Annotated in this window: 15 protein-coding genes; 7 read left to right on the top strand and 8 right to left on the bottom strand. The window is 66.4% G+C overall.

Going from position 1 to position 14,575, the window contains the following annotated elements:
- Nucleotides 1-9: 9 nt before the first annotated feature.
- The gene (cls, locus tag CA260_RS17550) at nucleotides 10-1,413 is read right to left on the bottom strand and encodes a cardiolipin synthase (protein WP_111984285.1); all 1,404 of its coding nucleotides are present in this window, start codon (nucleotides 1,411-1,413) and stop codon (nucleotides 10-12) included.
- 67 nt (nucleotides 1,414-1,480) lie between these two features.
- Nucleotides 1,481-2,410: a LysR family transcriptional regulator gene (locus CA260_RS17545; protein ID WP_111984459.1), complete on the bottom strand. Its 930-nt coding sequence runs from the start codon at nucleotides 2,408-2,410 to the stop codon at nucleotides 1,481-1,483.
- A 100-nt stretch (nucleotides 2,411-2,510) separates the two neighbouring features.
- On the opposite strand from CA260_RS17545, the gene CA260_RS17540 reads away from it, so the two are divergent.
- From CA260_RS17540 to CA260_RS17530, 3 genes are read left to right on the top strand one after another with little or no spacing between them, the layout of a single operon-like run.
- Complete coding sequence (locus CA260_RS17540; RefSeq protein WP_111984284.1) at nucleotides 2,511-3,752, top strand: MFS transporter; 1,242 nt, start codon at nucleotides 2,511-2,513, stop codon at nucleotides 3,750-3,752.
- Between the two features lie 38 nt (nucleotides 3,753-3,790).
- Nucleotides 3,791-4,849, top strand: a complete 1,059-nt coding sequence (locus CA260_RS17535) for an SDR family oxidoreductase (RefSeq protein WP_111984283.1) — start codon at nucleotides 3,791-3,793, stop codon at nucleotides 4,847-4,849.
- 22 nt (nucleotides 4,850-4,871) lie between these two features.
- Nucleotides 4,872-5,888, top strand: coding sequence for a zinc-binding alcohol dehydrogenase family protein (locus tag CA260_RS17530; protein WP_111984282.1), 1,017 nt, complete (start codon nucleotides 4,872-4,874; stop codon nucleotides 5,886-5,888).
- Nucleotides 5,889-5,946: 58 nt separating this feature from the next.
- Here the strand turns inward: CA260_RS17530 and CA260_RS17525 are convergent, their stop codons facing one another.
- Nucleotides 5,947-7,323: an FAD/NAD(P)-binding protein gene (locus CA260_RS17525; protein WP_111984281.1), complete on the bottom strand. Its 1,377-nt coding sequence runs from the start codon at nucleotides 7,321-7,323 to the stop codon at nucleotides 5,947-5,949.
- Between the two features lie 37 nt (nucleotides 7,324-7,360).
- Nucleotides 7,361-7,939, bottom strand: coding sequence for a cysteine dioxygenase (locus tag CA260_RS17520; protein WP_111984280.1), 579 nt, complete (start codon nucleotides 7,937-7,939; stop codon nucleotides 7,361-7,363).
- Between the two features lie 222 nt (nucleotides 7,940-8,161).
- On the opposite strand from CA260_RS17520, the gene CA260_RS17515 reads away from it, so the two are divergent.
- A complete protein-coding gene (locus CA260_RS17515; protein ID WP_111984279.1) occupies nucleotides 8,162-8,455 on the top strand; it encodes a hypothetical protein in 294 nt (97 codons plus the stop codon).
- 97 nt (nucleotides 8,456-8,552) lie between these two features.
- On the opposite strand, the gene CA260_RS17510 is transcribed toward CA260_RS17515, so the two are convergent.
- On the bottom strand, nucleotides 8,553-9,206 hold the full coding sequence (locus tag CA260_RS17510; protein WP_111984278.1) for an energy transducer TonB: 654 nt from the start codon (nucleotides 9,204-9,206) through the stop codon (nucleotides 8,553-8,555).
- A 175-nt stretch (nucleotides 9,207-9,381) separates the two neighbouring features.
- Entirely contained in the window at nucleotides 9,382-10,209 is an 828-nt protein-coding gene (locus CA260_RS17505; RefSeq protein WP_172461885.1) for a universal stress protein, read from the bottom strand.
- 314 nt (nucleotides 10,210-10,523) lie between these two features.
- Between CA260_RS17505 and CA260_RS17500 the strand changes: the two genes are divergently transcribed.
- From CA260_RS17500 to CA260_RS17490, 3 genes are all read left to right on the top strand, one after another.
- Entirely contained in the window at nucleotides 10,524-10,955 is a 432-nt protein-coding gene (locus tag CA260_RS17500; RefSeq protein WP_111984276.1) for a hypothetical protein, read from the top strand.
- Nucleotides 10,956-11,060: 105 nt separating this feature from the next.
- Nucleotides 11,061-11,729 (top strand): PAQR family membrane homeostasis protein TrhA, encoded by a 669-nt coding sequence (gene trhA / locus CA260_RS17495; RefSeq protein WP_111984275.1) that lies wholly within the window; start codon nucleotides 11,061-11,063, stop codon nucleotides 11,727-11,729.
- Nucleotides 11,726-12,103, top strand: a complete 378-nt coding sequence (locus CA260_RS17490) for a TfoX/Sxy family protein (RefSeq protein ID WP_238149806.1) — start codon at nucleotides 11,726-11,728, stop codon at nucleotides 12,101-12,103. Before trhA ends, CA260_RS17490 begins: the two co-directional genes overlap by 4 nt.
- 15 nt (nucleotides 12,104-12,118) lie before the next feature.
- On the opposite strand, the gene CA260_RS17485 is transcribed toward CA260_RS17490, so the two are convergent.
- Together CA260_RS17485 and CA260_RS17480 are read right to left on the bottom strand one after the other, a co-directional pair.
- Nucleotides 12,119-13,888 carry a DUF885 domain-containing protein gene (locus CA260_RS17485; RefSeq protein ID WP_111984274.1) on the bottom strand — a complete coding sequence of 590 codons (1,770 nt, stop codon included), beginning with the start codon at nucleotides 13,886-13,888 and terminating at the stop codon, nucleotides 12,119-12,121.
- A gap of 98 nt (nucleotides 13,889-13,986) precedes the next feature.
- The gene (locus CA260_RS17480) at nucleotides 13,987-14,469 is read right to left on the bottom strand and encodes a DUF456 domain-containing protein (protein ID WP_111984457.1); all 483 of its coding nucleotides are present in this window, start codon (nucleotides 14,467-14,469) and stop codon (nucleotides 13,987-13,989) included.
- Between the last annotated feature and the right edge of the window lie 106 nt (nucleotides 14,470-14,575).

The following is a 14,575-nucleotide window of genomic DNA, read 5'->3' as shown; positions in this document are numbered from 1 at the left end:
GGTGCGCTCCTACAACACAGGGTCGAACAGCCGCGCGACATGCATCGCCAGTCGTCGCAGATACGGCGCCTTCAGGTATTCCGCTTCGGTCACTTCGTGCGCGTGCGAGAAATCCTCGCGCAGCATGGCTTCCACCTCGGCGGCGAATTCCGTTCCCACGCTGAGCGCACCGATTTCGAAGTTGAGACGAAACGAGCGGTTGTCCAGGTTCATGCTGCCCACGGACGCGGTGTCGTCGTCCACCAGCACCACCTTCTCGTGCAGGAAACCGGGCTGGTACCGATACACGCGGATGCCTGCACGCACCGCGTCGTGCGCGTACAGGCCGGTGGCGAGGAAGACCGCGTGGTGATCCGGTCGCGAGGGAATCAGCACGCGCACGTCCACACCGCGGAAGACCGCCAGCCGCAGCGCCGACATCACCGCCTGGTCGGGCACGAAGTAGGGCGTGGTGATCCACAGCCGCCGCCGCGCGGCATGGATCAGCGTGACGAAGAACAGCGAACACGTTTCCTGTCGATCGGCCGGACCGGTGGCGGCAATCAGGGTATGCGTGTGGCCTGCAGCGTGCTCGGGACGCAGCAAGGGCGGCAGCGCGCCGGTGACCCAGTGCCAGTCTTCGGCGAAGCTGCGCTGCAGGTCGGCCACGGCCGGGCCTTCGATCTGCAGGTGCGTATCGCGCCATGGCGACAGCGGCGGCTTGAGGCCGAGGTATTCGTCGCCCACGTTGAGCCCGCCGACGAAGCCGCGCGTGCCGTCGACCACCAAGATCTTGCGATGGTTGCGGAAGTTGAGCTGGAAGCGGTTGCTGCGTCGCTGCGTAGCGAACGGATGGATCGCCACGCCGCCCTCGCGCAGCGTATCCACATAGTGGCTGGGCAGGGCGTGGCTGCCGATGCCGTCGTACAGCACGCACACTTCTACGCCCGCGCGCGCGCGTTCGAGCAGCACCTGCTGCAGGCGCCGCCCCAGCGCATCGTCATGGATGATGAAGAACTGCATCAGCACGCAATGCCTGGCTTCGCCGATCGCCGAGAGCATCGCGTTGAACGTCGTTTCGCCGTTCACCAGCAAGCGCAGGCGTTGTCCGGGGTGAAAGCGCGCACGCAGCATCGTGGCGATTTCTTCATAGCGCTCGCACACCCACGGCGTCGACAGCGCGGATTGAAGCGTGGTGTTCGCCATCGCCTGCATTTGCTCGCGGCGCAGGCGGTGCAGGTCGACATAGCCGTGGAAGCGGCTGCGACCCAGGTAGAGATACGGCACGAGCGTGATATAGGGCAGCAGCACCAGCCCCAGCGCCCACGCAAACGCACCTTGCGGCGTGCGCGTGTTCATGACCGCATGCATCGCTGCCAGCACGCCGGCGGCGTGGACCAGAAGCAGGATGACGCCGATGACGCTGCTCAGCATGGGCAGCGCTCGTGGCGTGAGGAAAGGCGCGTGCGAATCGGGTCCGGCATGCTGTCCTCGCGGCGGTTCAGGTCATCGCGTTGCGTACGCTATCGAGCACGTCGCGTTCGCGTTGCTGCAGTGCGTGCTGCAGATGATCCACGAACAGGCGGATGCGTGCAGGCAGGTAGCAGCGGCTGGGATAGATCGCGTAGATGTGCGCATCGGGCAGGATCACGTCACCTTTCAGCGGCACCAGGCGGCCGGCGCGTACATCCTCGGCGATGTCCCACGCCGACTTGAAGGCCAGTCCGTGGCCGGCCACCGCCAGGGCGCGCATCAGATCGCCGTTGTCGCAGGTGATCGAGGCATCCATCCGAAGCGGGCGCGGCCCCTCCGCCGTCTGCACGATCCAGGGCAGGATGCCGTGGCCGGGCCGGTGCAGCATCAGGCAGTCGTGCTGCTGCAGGTCTTCGATCGTGCGCGGGTGTCCGCGGCGGGCGAGATAGGCCGGCGAGGCGCACAGCACGCGGAAATTGCTGGTCAGCAGTCGCGACACGAGTCGCGAATCGGTCATGGTGCCGCCGCGCACCGCCACGTCCACGCCGTGTTCGAACAGGTCGAGCACGGCGTCCGAGTTGGTCAGCCGCAGGGTGAGGGCGGCATGTCCGGCGGCGAAGTCCGCCGCGATCGGGCCGACATACTGGCGGCCCATGTCCACCGAGGCGGAGACGTGCAGCTGGCCGCGCACCTCGATCTGGCGCAGGCCCACCGCCGAATTGGCGTCGTCCACATCGGCAATGATCGCCTGGGCGCGCTCGAAGTAGATGGTGCCCTCCTCGGTGAGCGCCAGCCGCCGCGAGCTGCGCTGCAGGAGCCGGACGCCCAGGGATTGCTCCAGCCGGTTCAGGCGCTTGCTGGCGGCCGCCGGCGATAGCCCAAGCGCCCTCCCGGCGGCCGAGAGGCTGCCGTCGGTGACGGCGCGGACGAACAGCCGCATGTCTTCGAAATCGACCATCTTCAACTTTTTGGAAAAGATGCCTCTCTAGTTTGCTCAATTCCGGCCAAGCCGGACAAGCCGCACAGTAGCGGTCAGTTCCTTTTCCAGGCATTCCCCCATGAACCTTCCCACTTCTCCCGACGGGGCGAGTGAGGCCGACGCGACGGACCAGGGTGCATCGCGCCTGGCCCTGCTGGCCCTGTCCGTGGCGGCCTTCGCCATCGGCACCACCGAGTTCGTGATCATGGGCCTGCTGCCCGAGGTGGCCGGCGACCTGCACGTGAGCATCCCCTCTGCCGGCCTGTTGGTCTCCGGCTATGCGCTGGGCGTGGCGGCCGGCGCCCCGCTGCTGGCGGCCCTCACGGCGCGCATGGAGCGCCGCAACGCACTGCTGCTCCTGCTCGGTCTCTTCATCCTCGGCAATGCGCTATGCGCGGTGGCGCCGACCTACGGTGTGCTGATGGTGGCGCGCGTGGTGGCGGCGTTCTGCCATGGCTCGTTCTTCGGCATCGGTGCCGTGGTCGCCTCGCACATCGTGCCCCGCGGCCAGGCAGCCCGCGCCATCGCCTTGATGTTCACCGGCCTCACGCTTGCCAATGTGCTGGGCGTGCCGTTCGGCACCTTCCTTGGTCAGTGGGCCGGCTGGCGGTCCACCTTCGGCGCGGTGACCGTGCTGGGCGTGGTCGCGGCCATCGCCGTGTGGCGGCTGGTGCCGGCGCTGCCGGGCATGCCGTCGCCCGACATGCGGCGCGAGCTTGGCGTATTGCGCCAGCCGCAGGTCCTGCTGGCACTGGCGATGACGGTGCTCGGCTTCGGCGGTGTGTTCACCGTGTTCACCTACATCGCGCCGATCCTCCAGCAGCAATCGCACGTGAGCGTGGGCGCCACCGGTTGGGTGCTGATCCTGTTCGGCGTGGGTACCACCATCGGCAACATGCTGGGCGGCCGCCTCGCGGACTGGCGACTGATGCCGTCGCTGGCCGGCGTGCTGGTGGTGCTGGCGCTGGTGATGTTCGCCTTCGCATGGACCATGCACAGCACCGCCGCGGCCATCGTCACGGTGTTCGTGTGGGGCGTGTTCGCCTTCGCCACCGTGCCGCCGCTGCAGATGCGCGTCGTGCAGCAGGCGAGCGAAGGGCCGCATCTGGCGTCCACGTTGAACATCGCGGCGTTCAATCTCGGCAATGCGATCGGCGCCTTCATCGGCGGCTCGATGATCGATCTCAAGCTCGGCCTGTCGTCGGTGAGCATCGCCGGTGCAGTGGTCACGTTGCTGGGCCTGCTGGTCACCCTGGCCAGCGCGGCGCTTGAGCGTCGCGGTGCATCCCGTGGCGCGGTGGCCAGCGCGGCTGGTGCCTGAGCGCCGACCTCTTCATTATCCATTCGAGGATTTTTTTCATGACGACACCAAGCAAGGTGGCGCTGGTGGTCGGTGCGCAGGGCGTCATCGGCCGCAATCTGGTCGATCATCTCGCATCGCTCGATGACTGGCAGGTGATCGGTCTCTCCCGTCGCGGCGGCGCATCGTCGGAACGCGTCAGCCATGTTGCGGTGGATCTGCTGGATCCCGCCGATGCGCGAGAGAAGCTGTCGTCGCTCACGCAGGTGACGCACGTGTTCTACGCCGCCTATCAGGATCGCCCGAGCTGGGCCGAGCTGGTGCCGCCGAACCTGGCGATGCTGGTCAACGTCGTCGATGCGATCGAGCCGGTGGCGAAAGGCTTGCAGCACATCAGCCTGATGCAAGGCTACAAGGTGTACGGCGGTCATCTGGGACCGTTCAAGACACCGGCGCGCGAAACCGATGCGGCCTTCATGCCGCCGGAGTTCATGCACGACCAGCAACGTTTCCTCGAGCAGCGTCAACGGGGCGCGACGTGGAGCTGGTCGGCGATTCGTCCCGCCGTGGTCGGCGGTTTCGCGCTGGGCAATCCGATGAATCTTGCACTGGCGATTGCCGTGTACGCCTCGATGAGCAAGGAGCTGGGGCTGCCGCTGCGCTTCCCCGGCAAGCCCGGCGCCTACGACCACCTGCTGGAAATGACGGATGCGGGCCTGCTTGCCCGCGCCACCGTGTGGGCCGCGACCGAACCCTCGTGCGCCAACCAGGCCTTCAACATCACCAATGGCGACCTGTTCCGGTGGAACGACATGTGGCCCGTGGTTGCCGAGTACTTCGGCATGGAGGTGGCGCCACCGTTGCCGCTCTCGCTGGAGTCGGTCATGGCGGACAAGGAGCCGCTGTGGCGTACGATGATCGGGGCGCATGGCCTGGCCGAACATGCCTACGCCGATGTGTCGTCCTGGCGCTTCGCCGATTTCGTGTTTTCCTGGGACTACGACCTGTTCGGCGACGGTTCGAAGGCGCGGCGCTTCGGTTTTCACGAACACATCGAAACGAAGGCGATGTTCACGCGACTTTTCGACGACTTCCGTCGGCGCAGAATCATTCCCTGACGATCCATTTTCCGGAGCATCCATGAAAGCCGTCGCCTACCGCCAAAGCCTGCCCGTCAGCGATCCGCAGAGCCTGCTGGATATCGAGCTGCCCGATCCCGTCGCGCAAGGACGCGACCTGTTGGTGAAAGTCGAGGCGGTATCCGTCAATCCGGTGGATACCAAGATACGCAAACGGGCGGATCCGCAAGGCGCCGATAAAGTGCTTGGCTGGGATGCCGCGGGCACGGTGGTCGCGACAGGCGCCGATGTCACCTTGTTCAAGCCGGGCGATACCGTGTACTACGCAGGCGCGATCGACCGTGCCGGCAGCAACGCCGCATTGCAGCTGGTCGATGAGCGCATCGTGGGTCGCAAGCCGTCGACGCTGGATTTCGCGCAGGCCGCCGCCATGCCGCTGACCACGCTTACCGCGTGGGAGCTGCTGTTCGATCGGTTGGGCGTGCCGCGCGGAAGCGCGGCGCGCAGCGGCGTGGTGCTCATCGTCGGTGGTGCGGGCGGCGTGGGTTCGATGGCCATCCAGCTCGCGCGGCGACTGACCAACGTCACCGTGGTCGCCACGGCGTCACGTGACGACAGTCGCGCGTGGGCCACCAAGCTTGGCGCGCATCACGTGGTCGATCATCGCCACGACCTGGCGGCTGCCGTGAAGGCGGTGGCGCCGCAGGGCGTGGACTATGTGCTCAGCCTCACGCACACCGAGCAGCACTTTCCGGCGCTGGTCGAACTGCTCAAGCCGCAAGGCAAGCTGGGCCTCATCGACGATCCGTCGACGCCGCTGGACATCGGCCTGATGAAGTCCAAGAGCCTGTCGCTGCATTGGGAGTTCATGTACACGCGCTCGCTGCATCACACCGAAGACATGCAGGCGCAGCATCGCATCCTCAACGAAGCGAGCGACCTCGTCGACGCAGGCGTGCTCCGCAGCACCCTGCGTGAAAACCTCGGCACCATCACCGCGGACAACCTGCGTCGCGCCCACGCGCGGCTGGAAAGCGGCAGCACGATCGGCAAGCTGGTGCTTGCTGGTTTCGAATAGCACCGGAACGCGAAGGGGCGGCGCCGCCGCGTCGCCCCTTGTCGTGTCTGCCGATCGATCAGGCGACCTGTGGTGCCAGCAGGCGATCCGCGAGGTTGCGGGCTTGCTGGCGAATCTCGGGTATCGCGGTGGATTCCCACAAGGTGCCGCGCAACAGCGTGCCGATGGCGTAAAAGTGCTGCCATGTGTGGCCGTTGTGTTGCAGGCGGCCTTCCGTGGTTGCGGCGCAACCCAGGCCGAGCGGATCGGGCGTGATGTGGCCGTTGGTGGCGAGCTGTCGCACCAGCGGATGCTGGGTGCGACGCACGTCGGTGTTGAGGCCGATGGTCTGCACCACCAGGTCCGCGTCCATCGTGTGCACGCCCTTGCCGTGCGGCAAACGGACGTCCAAATGCAGTTTGCCGTCCACCACGTTGACGGCCTGCAGGCGACCGCGACGGCGATGCAGTCGGCCTTCACGTTCCAGCTGCTTCAGCGACGACATGACCTGCGGCGCCATGCGATGACGCACGCGCTCCCATGCCCAGCGCGCATGACGCAGGAATCGCGAACGTTCCGCCGGTGGCAGCAAGGCCCATAGCGAAGGCGTGTGTGGGCGCAGGCTGTCGATCACGGTGCGCCAATCCGCGCTCTGTGCCACGGCTTCGCGCAGCAGGCGGATCCAGGCGCGGATGTCGGGTGCGTCCCGCATCGCTTCGATCAGCTCGCCGCTGTCGTCCGCCGGTGCCGAGGCGGATTCCAGGTGGGGTTCGGGCAGCAACCCATGTCGCGAGATCGCCTCGAAGGTCGCGTTGGGCCACAACGCCGACAGTTCCAGCAAGACATCCACCGCGGTGAGGCCAAGGCCGATCAGCACGACCTTGCGCGGGCGCGGATCGGGCTTGGCGGACGCGAGGAAGCTCCAGGGCTCCGTGACGTACAAGCCGCTTTCGAGCGCTGCATCGCTGACGCCGGCCAGCGGTTGCGGCGGAAGCGAGCCGATCGCGAGCACGGCAGCGTCCACGTGCGTGTTTTCTTCACCGTGGATGACGGTGACGCCATCGCTTTCGGGCACCACGGCGTCCGCCGCGAACGGCAGCACGCGCACGTCGTGCCCGGCTTCGCGCGCGCGCGTAAGGGCGCGGTTGACCTCGGCCTCAAGGTAATCGCCATACAGGCGGCGCGGCAGGAAATCGGTACCGGAGATGCTGTGGTCACCGCGCTGCGCGAACTCGAGAAAACCCTGCGGCCTGGCGACGAACATGCTCATGGACGCGGCGCGCACATTCAGCAGATGCCGGTCCGAGCGCGTGCCATAGGCGACACCGCGCGCCGGCGTGCCACCGCCGGTATACCAGTCCAGGTGCAACGGCTGCGGCGGCTGGCGGTCCAGCAACTCGCTCAGCAGCGCTGCCGCTGCAGCGCCGCCGCCGATGATGGCGACCCGTCGATACATGCCACTCCCTTGAAAAAGCGTGATTGTCTGGTGCGGCTCAGGCGTACAGCTGGCCTGCGATGGCGCTGCGCTGCTGCTTCACGAGCCATTGGCCGGGCTGTCCGGCTTCTTCGTATGTGAAGTACTGTGCCAGATCGCCACCATAGACGTGAAGCGTCAACGCTGTTTCCTGTCGCGAGAGATTGCGACACCGGTGCGCATGGTTGTCGTCGACGTCGAACCAGGTGGCATCGCCAGGGCCCAGCCAGTCGCGACCGGTCTGCCTCAGCGCTTTCCCATCCGCGCCGCGATCCCACGATTCCACTTCCAGCGCGCCGTGCAGGGCGAGTTCCAGGCCCCAGAGTCCGCCATGGTCGTGGATGGGCGTGGTGTAGTTGGCCGGCCACGCCATCACCAGCACGCTGACGTCCGGCTTGCCGCGCTGCGCCAGCAGCCAGCGCTCGAAACCCTTGTTGCGCGTGCGCAGGTCGCCCAGGCCATCATGGATGGCCTGCCTATGCTGGAACACGACCCGGCTCAAATCCCGCGCCATCGACGCGAGATCGGGATGTTCGCCCACACCGTAATCGAGCGCGATGTCGCGCAGCGCCTTGAGGTGTTGCATGTGTCTGGCCATGCGAGGCTACTCGATGGGAACCGGCGCGCAGTGGACCATGCACATCGTTAAAGTCCCGTAACCTGAAAGCGCCGGACGCCGCGTCGATGGCATGACTTTCGCGACATGTGCGGGCGATGGCAAAAGCGCACGATCATGGCCAAGCAGGCCTTGAAATGCGCCTTGGTTGCCAGCATGAGGATCGGGCGCCACGGCTACCGGATGTTCCGGAGGAGGATCGCCATGATCACGATGAGCGTGCTCTTGATGTTGTTCGTGGGTCTCTGGCTCGCGGTGGCGTTGGTCGGCGCGGTGTTCAAGCTGACCTTCGCACTGGTCGGCGGACTGTTCCATCTCGTTGGCGCCGTACTTGGCCTGGTGTTTGGCGGATTGGCGCTGTTGATCGTCGCGCCGATCGTGGCGCTGGCCGTGCTGCCGTTCTGCCTGCCGGTGATCCTGCTGGTTGCGGTGATCTGGGCGATCGCGCGTTCGTCCCATCGCACGCCAACGCCAGCACCCGCCAACGTGGCGCATTGATTTCGATTGCCGTGGAAGGGCCCGGTCTGACACTGGATGCAGGCCGGGCCTTCCCCTTCGATGCGCGTGACGCGGGGCACTCGCGCCACGCGTGTGGTCATAGCTGATTGACGTTGAAACTCACCGGCACCCGAGCCCATGCGCGCACCGCCTGCCCACTCACGGTTGCCGGCTGAAAGCGCCAACCGCGTAACACCTGATCGCGCGCGCTGCGGTCGAGCAGTGCGTAACCGCTGCTCTGTTCGACCGTCACTTCCTGCGGCACGCCCTGCTCATCCACCAGCACCTTGAGTATCACCGTGCCTTCCATATGCGCACGCAGTGCGGCGGGCGGATATTTCAGTGGAACGGCGCGATAGGCGAGGGTGGCTTCGACGGGCGCGGTACCGACGTTGGGTTCGATGGCGGGCGTGGCGGCCGGAGGCACGGGTGGTGCTGCCGTGTTGCCCTCGTCGGTGATTGTCGGCGGCGGCGACACAGGCTTGGGCTGGGCGTGCGTGCGCGGCACGGGCATGGGCTTGGGCGCCGGTTTGAGCTCGATGTCCGGCGGGGGCTCAACCTTGGGTGGTGCGGGGATCCAATGGATGGTCATCTCGCTGATGTGCTGCATCTGTTGCATCAGTTGCGGCGCCATCGGCCGCAGGACGGCCAGCAGCGCAACGAGATTGACGGCGATGGCGGCACTCAACGCCGCGATGCGCGCGGCGTCGGGATGGGCATGACGGGGTACGGCCAGGCTTGCGGACGACATAGGCGACCTCCTGACGTTTCGATGTGGATGGTTCGCACCGGTCGCGCCGCATGGGGATGCGGTGGGGATCGCGGTGGTGCGATTTCAGCCTAAGCCGATCGAAAACGCTTGCACAAGTAGCCGTATGGAAGGCTATTCTGTGCGGAGTGCCCGCAGGAGCCGCGGAAAGGAATTTTCAGTGCGCCACCAGCATCGGCACGTCGCCGTGCATGAACAGGTGGCGGGTGGTGCCGCCCAGCACCATCTGCGCCAGCCGCGAACGGCTCCAGGCGCCCATCACGATCAGGTCGGTGCCCCGCTCGTGGGCCGCATCCAGCACGGCGGGGCCGGCAGCGTGGCTGGGTCCCGTGGTGAAGGTTTCCACCGTGGCCCGGATGCCATGCCGCTGCAGCCAGTCGACGAGGCCCGGCGGCGGCAGCACCGGCAACATGTCGGCATTCATCTCGCTGCCGTCGAGCACCTGCACCTCGTCGGCCCGCTGCAGCACGGGCAGGGCGGCGGCCAGCGCCAGCGCCGATTCGCGGCTGCCGTTCCACGCCACCAGCACGCGGCTGCCGATGCCGGCCACGGGTGACACGTCCGGCACCACCAGCACGGGTCGTCCGCAGGCGAACACGCAGCGCGAGACCGAACCGAATCCCACCGGGGCGTCGCTGCGCTGCTGGCTGCGTTCCATCACCAGCAGGTCGTAGCCGGAGGCCGCCTGGCTGACCGTCTGCACGGTATCGCCCTGGGTCACCCGCCATGTGCCTGCAAGGCCGCGGGCTGAGAGCACGCCTTGCCATTCGGCATCGTGCGTCTGCGCCTCGGCCACGCGGCGCTGGGTTTCCTCGAGCTGCACCGGTACTGCTTCGGGCAGGCTGAAGGCGGTGGCGGGGAGGTCGGCGACGTAGAGCGCGTCGAGCCTGGCGCCCAGGCGCTGCGCCAGGGCTATGGCCGCCCGGGGTGCGGCGACGCTGAGGTCAAGATGGTCCAGATGCAACAGCAGGTCGATGGCTGACATCGCGTGATCCTCCCGGTCCTGATTCATCTCCAGCTTAGAGCCTGCCATGGACGTCCGTGTAGCCCGCGTTGCCGCACCGCGCTCGTGGCCGGGCGTGGCGCAAAAAAAAGCCCCGCACAGGGTGGCGGGGCAGCAAGGCCGGATGTCGGGGGAGAGAGAGGGGACATCCGGTGCTGCCATTTTCCCGATGCTGTGCTTCTTTTGTCGTACATCCAGGGTGAAGAATGCATTCACGTGGGAGACGGCAAATGCTTGCCAGAATCGATGGGATTGCCCGCTGGCACAGCGAGCGGGCCCTGACAGGAGACACCCGCATGGCCATGGCGAAGTTCATGAGCGCGGCCACATTGGCGCTTGCCGGCATGCTGGCCATCCCTGCCCGCGCGGGCGACCTCGAGTGCAAGATGAATTTCCGCCTGTCCGGCTGGTCGGTCTTCTACCAGACCGCTACCGGCAGCGGCACCGTCCATTGCAGCAACGGGCAGACCATGGGCGTGCACATCCGCGTCAAGGGCGGCGGCCTGACCTTCGGCAAGAACCAGATCGACAACGGCGTCGGCAAGTTCTCGGGCATCACCAGCATCAGCGAGATCAAGGGTCATTACGCCGATGCCGGCGTGCATGCCGGCGCGGCCAAATCGGCCGGCGCGCGGGTGATGACCAAGGGCAACGTCTCGCTGGCCCTCAGCGGCACCGGCAAGGGCTGGGATCTGGGCATCGCCTTCGGCGCTTTCATCATCGAGTGACCGGGGCACGGCGCGGCGTTTCATACGCTCCGCGCCGCTTGCAATCGGGGCCGGGGCGGCTAAGGTGGCGTACGCTCCCGTACGTTGCCCCACGAGGAACTCCCCATGCCCGTCAGCTCCGGCTCGGTGCTACCCCGCTACGCGTTTGGCGATGAACTCGCCAGCAGCGTCATTCACGGCATCGGCATCCTGCTGAGCATTGCCGGCCTCGCTACGCTCGTGGCGTTCGCCTCGCTGCATGCGGACGTGCGGGCGATAGTGGCCAGCGCCGTGTTCGGCACCTCGCTGATCCTTTGCTACACCGCGTCCACGCTGTACCACTCGATCCCTGGCGCGCCGGCCAAGCGGGTGCTGCGGACGCTGGACCACATCGCCATTTTCCTGCTGATCGCCGGCACGTATACGCCGTTCACCCTGATCGCCCTGCCCGGGCTGTGGGGCTGGAGCCTGTTCGGCACGGTGTGGGCGCTTGCGCTGATGGGCAGTGCCCTGGAACTGGGCCTGCTGAAGAAGTACCGCAAGCTTGCCGTATTGATGTACGTGGGCATGGGCTGGGTAGGCGTGATCGCGTTCAAGCCCTTGCTGGCGCATCTGCAGACGGGCGGCATGGTGCTGCTGCTGGCCGGCGGCGCGGCGTACACGCTGGGCGTGCCGTTCTATCTGGGCCGCAAGATCCCGTATCACCACTCGATCTGGCACTTCTTCGTGCTCACCGGCAGCGTGCTGCATTTCCTCGCCGTGCTGCTTTACGTGCTGCCCGACGGGCCGGCGTGAACCCGACGCTGGAAGCGCTGCGCGCCGACCTGGAGGATGCGGCCATGCACCTCGGTCGCCCGCACGACCTGCGCTTCAAGCCGATGTTCGGCGGCCTCATGGCTTACTTCGCGGAAAAGCCCTGTGCCTGGTTGTCTCTCGATGGCCTTGCGTTGAAGGTCGCTGCCGCCGACCAGGACGAGTTGCTGGCCATCGAAGGCGCGCGACGCTTCCGCCATACCCCGGCGGCCGCGCCCAGTCGCGGTTACATCCTGGTGCCGCCGTCGCTGTCCCATGACACGCCCCGCTTCGCCGCCTGGCTCGCACGCAGCGCTCTCGCCGCGCCCATGGCGCAAAGAAAAGGGCCGCGCCCGAAGACGCGGCCCCTGCGTTGACGAAACCGTCTTCGCTTACTTCTTCTTCTGCGACGGAATGAACTGCGTGCGCACCGCTTCGGCAAGCTGCTCGGGCGGCAGCAGGCCCTGGCCGATCACGAAGTCGTTGAACGCCTGGCGGTTGAAGTCCTTGCCCAGCGCCAGCTCGGTGTTCAGGCGCGTCTGCTGCAGGCGCATGTAACCGTAGAAGTACGCCGTGGCCTGGCCCGGGCTGTTGAAGGTGTAGCGATCCAGTTCCTGCTGCGTCATCGCTTCGGACAGGCCGACGTCGTAACGCAACACGTCATGCGCGCGTTCCTTGCTGATCAGCCCCAAGTTGAGCATTGGATCGAGGTAGGCGCGTGCCGCGCGCTGCAGGCGCGCCTGCAATGCGACGAACTGGCCCGACGGCGGCTCGTACGGCAGCATTTCCGATTCGGCATACAGCGCCCAGCCTTCCACGTTCACGCTGTTGAAGGCGAACAGGCTGCGTGCCAGTGACACGCCGCGCTCGACCATCGCCGCGAACTGCAGCTCATGGCCCGGGCGGCCTTCATGCGCGGTGAGCGTCCACGCGGCGGCCTTGTAGGTGAAGTCGTCGTACGAGTCCGACTTGCTGCCGCTGGGGTTGCCCATGGTCAGCACGAAGGTGCCCTGTTCGCCGTGGTTGTTGATGAACGGCGGCGGGTCCATGTGCGGCGCCGGCACGGCGGCCGTCTCGGCTTCCGAGGCAAGGCGCATCTGCATCTTGCGCTGCGGCAGCGTGATGATGTGCTCGCGGCGGATGGTGTCCTCGATCTTGCCGATGATCTCGTGGTACCACGGCACCACGTCATCCTTGCCGAGCTGCTGCTTCTTGAGCGCCTTCAGCACGTCGCGGTAGTCGTTGGACTGGATGCCTTCTTCCTTCGCCACCACCGGCGCCATCATCTGCATGGCCGAGCGCAGCTCGACGAATTCCAGCTGCGCCTGCTTGATCAGTTCCTGCGGCGCGATGTCGATGCCGACCTGCTTGAGGTTGTAGGCATACAGCGGCTCGGGCAGGCGGAAATCCTCGCGCTGGCGCGGCACGATGGTGCTGCGTACCCAGCCGTCGTAATCCTTCAGCTGCGCATCCATCGCATCGAGCGCCGCCTTGCCGTCGGCATTGTCGAGCTTGTACTTGGCGAACAGCTGGCGGATGCCCTGCGCATAACGCTGCGTGTTGGAAAGCTTCTGCTCGACTTCGTTCTTGTACGGACCGATCAGGTCTTTCTCGCCGATGCGTGCCTGCGTTTGCGCCTTGGCCAGTTCCACGATCGGCGTGCAGCCCGGCGCCTTGCCCACGTAGCACTGCAGGCGCTTGAGCGCGGACGGGCGTCGCTTGGCGTCCACGTCGTCCTTCAACAGCGCGAACTCACCCTGGAAGATGGTCTGGCCCACATCCTGGTAGGGCAGCATGTACTTGTGGTTGAGGTCGATGCCTTCGACCTGCTCGTTGGCCGCCTTGATCATGATCTGCAGATCCTGGCGGACGTTCTCGTCCTTCTCGGTCGCCAGCATCTTCTCCAGCTTGCCCTTGGCCTCGACCAGGGCGGCGCGGGTACGCGCATCGACGTCGGGCTTGAGGTCCACCACCTTGTCGTCGTAGCCCGGTACGCCGATCTGCGAGGCGAACTCCGGGTTGAAGCGGGCGAGCACATCGAGCAGCACCTTGGCATCGGTGTTGCTGCGCTCGATCCAGGTGGGCGTCTTGGTCTCGGCGGCGTGTGCCGATCCGGCGGCCACCAGCGACACCGCCATGGCAAGGGCAAGGCGTTTGGACATGGGTCTTTCCCTGATGATGTGGTCGCACGAGCCTATAGGGGCCGGTGCGCCCAATGCCATGTGCCGAAGGTTGCGGTAGCGCGATGCCGGTCGCGCCTTCAACCGACCAGCCAGGCGAAGCCGAACAGGCCGATCATCATGAACGAGAGCACCAGCTTCACCAGCGTGCCGAGCAGCAGGCCGATCCAGGTGGCGGCGCCGACATGGGCCGAACGCAGCACGCTGGTGCCTGAGAGCAGCTCGCCCAGCAAGGCGCCTATGAACGGGCCGAGCAGCAGGCCTGCCAGCCCGAAGAACATGCCCACCACCGTGCCGAGGGCGGCGCCGCTGAGAGCGAGCTTGCTGGCACCCACCCGTTTGGCCCCCAAGGTGGCGGATACGAAATCCACGATGACGCCGAGAGCACCCACGGCGCCGATGATCACCAGCCACCACAGGCCCAGGTGCCGATAGTCATCCAGGGCCGCGGCCAGCCAGATGCCGCCGAAGATCATCGGGATGCCCGGCAGCGCCGGCAGGATGTTGCCCACCAGTCCACCCACGATCAGCAGCGCGGCAAGCACGTAGAGCGCGATCTCCAAACCGACCTCCTCGGTGATGGCGAGCTTGCAGCATATCGGCTGGAACGTGGCCTCCGATACCGCGACGCGTTGGGTTGAATCGGCGACAATCACGGTCACGGCGCAG

Source organism: Dyella jiangningensis (assembly GCF_003264855.1).
GTDB lineage: Bacteria > Pseudomonadota > Gammaproteobacteria > Xanthomonadales > Rhodanobacteraceae > Dyella > Dyella jiangningensis_C.
This window is presented reverse-complemented; position numbering and strand designations above follow the sequence as displayed.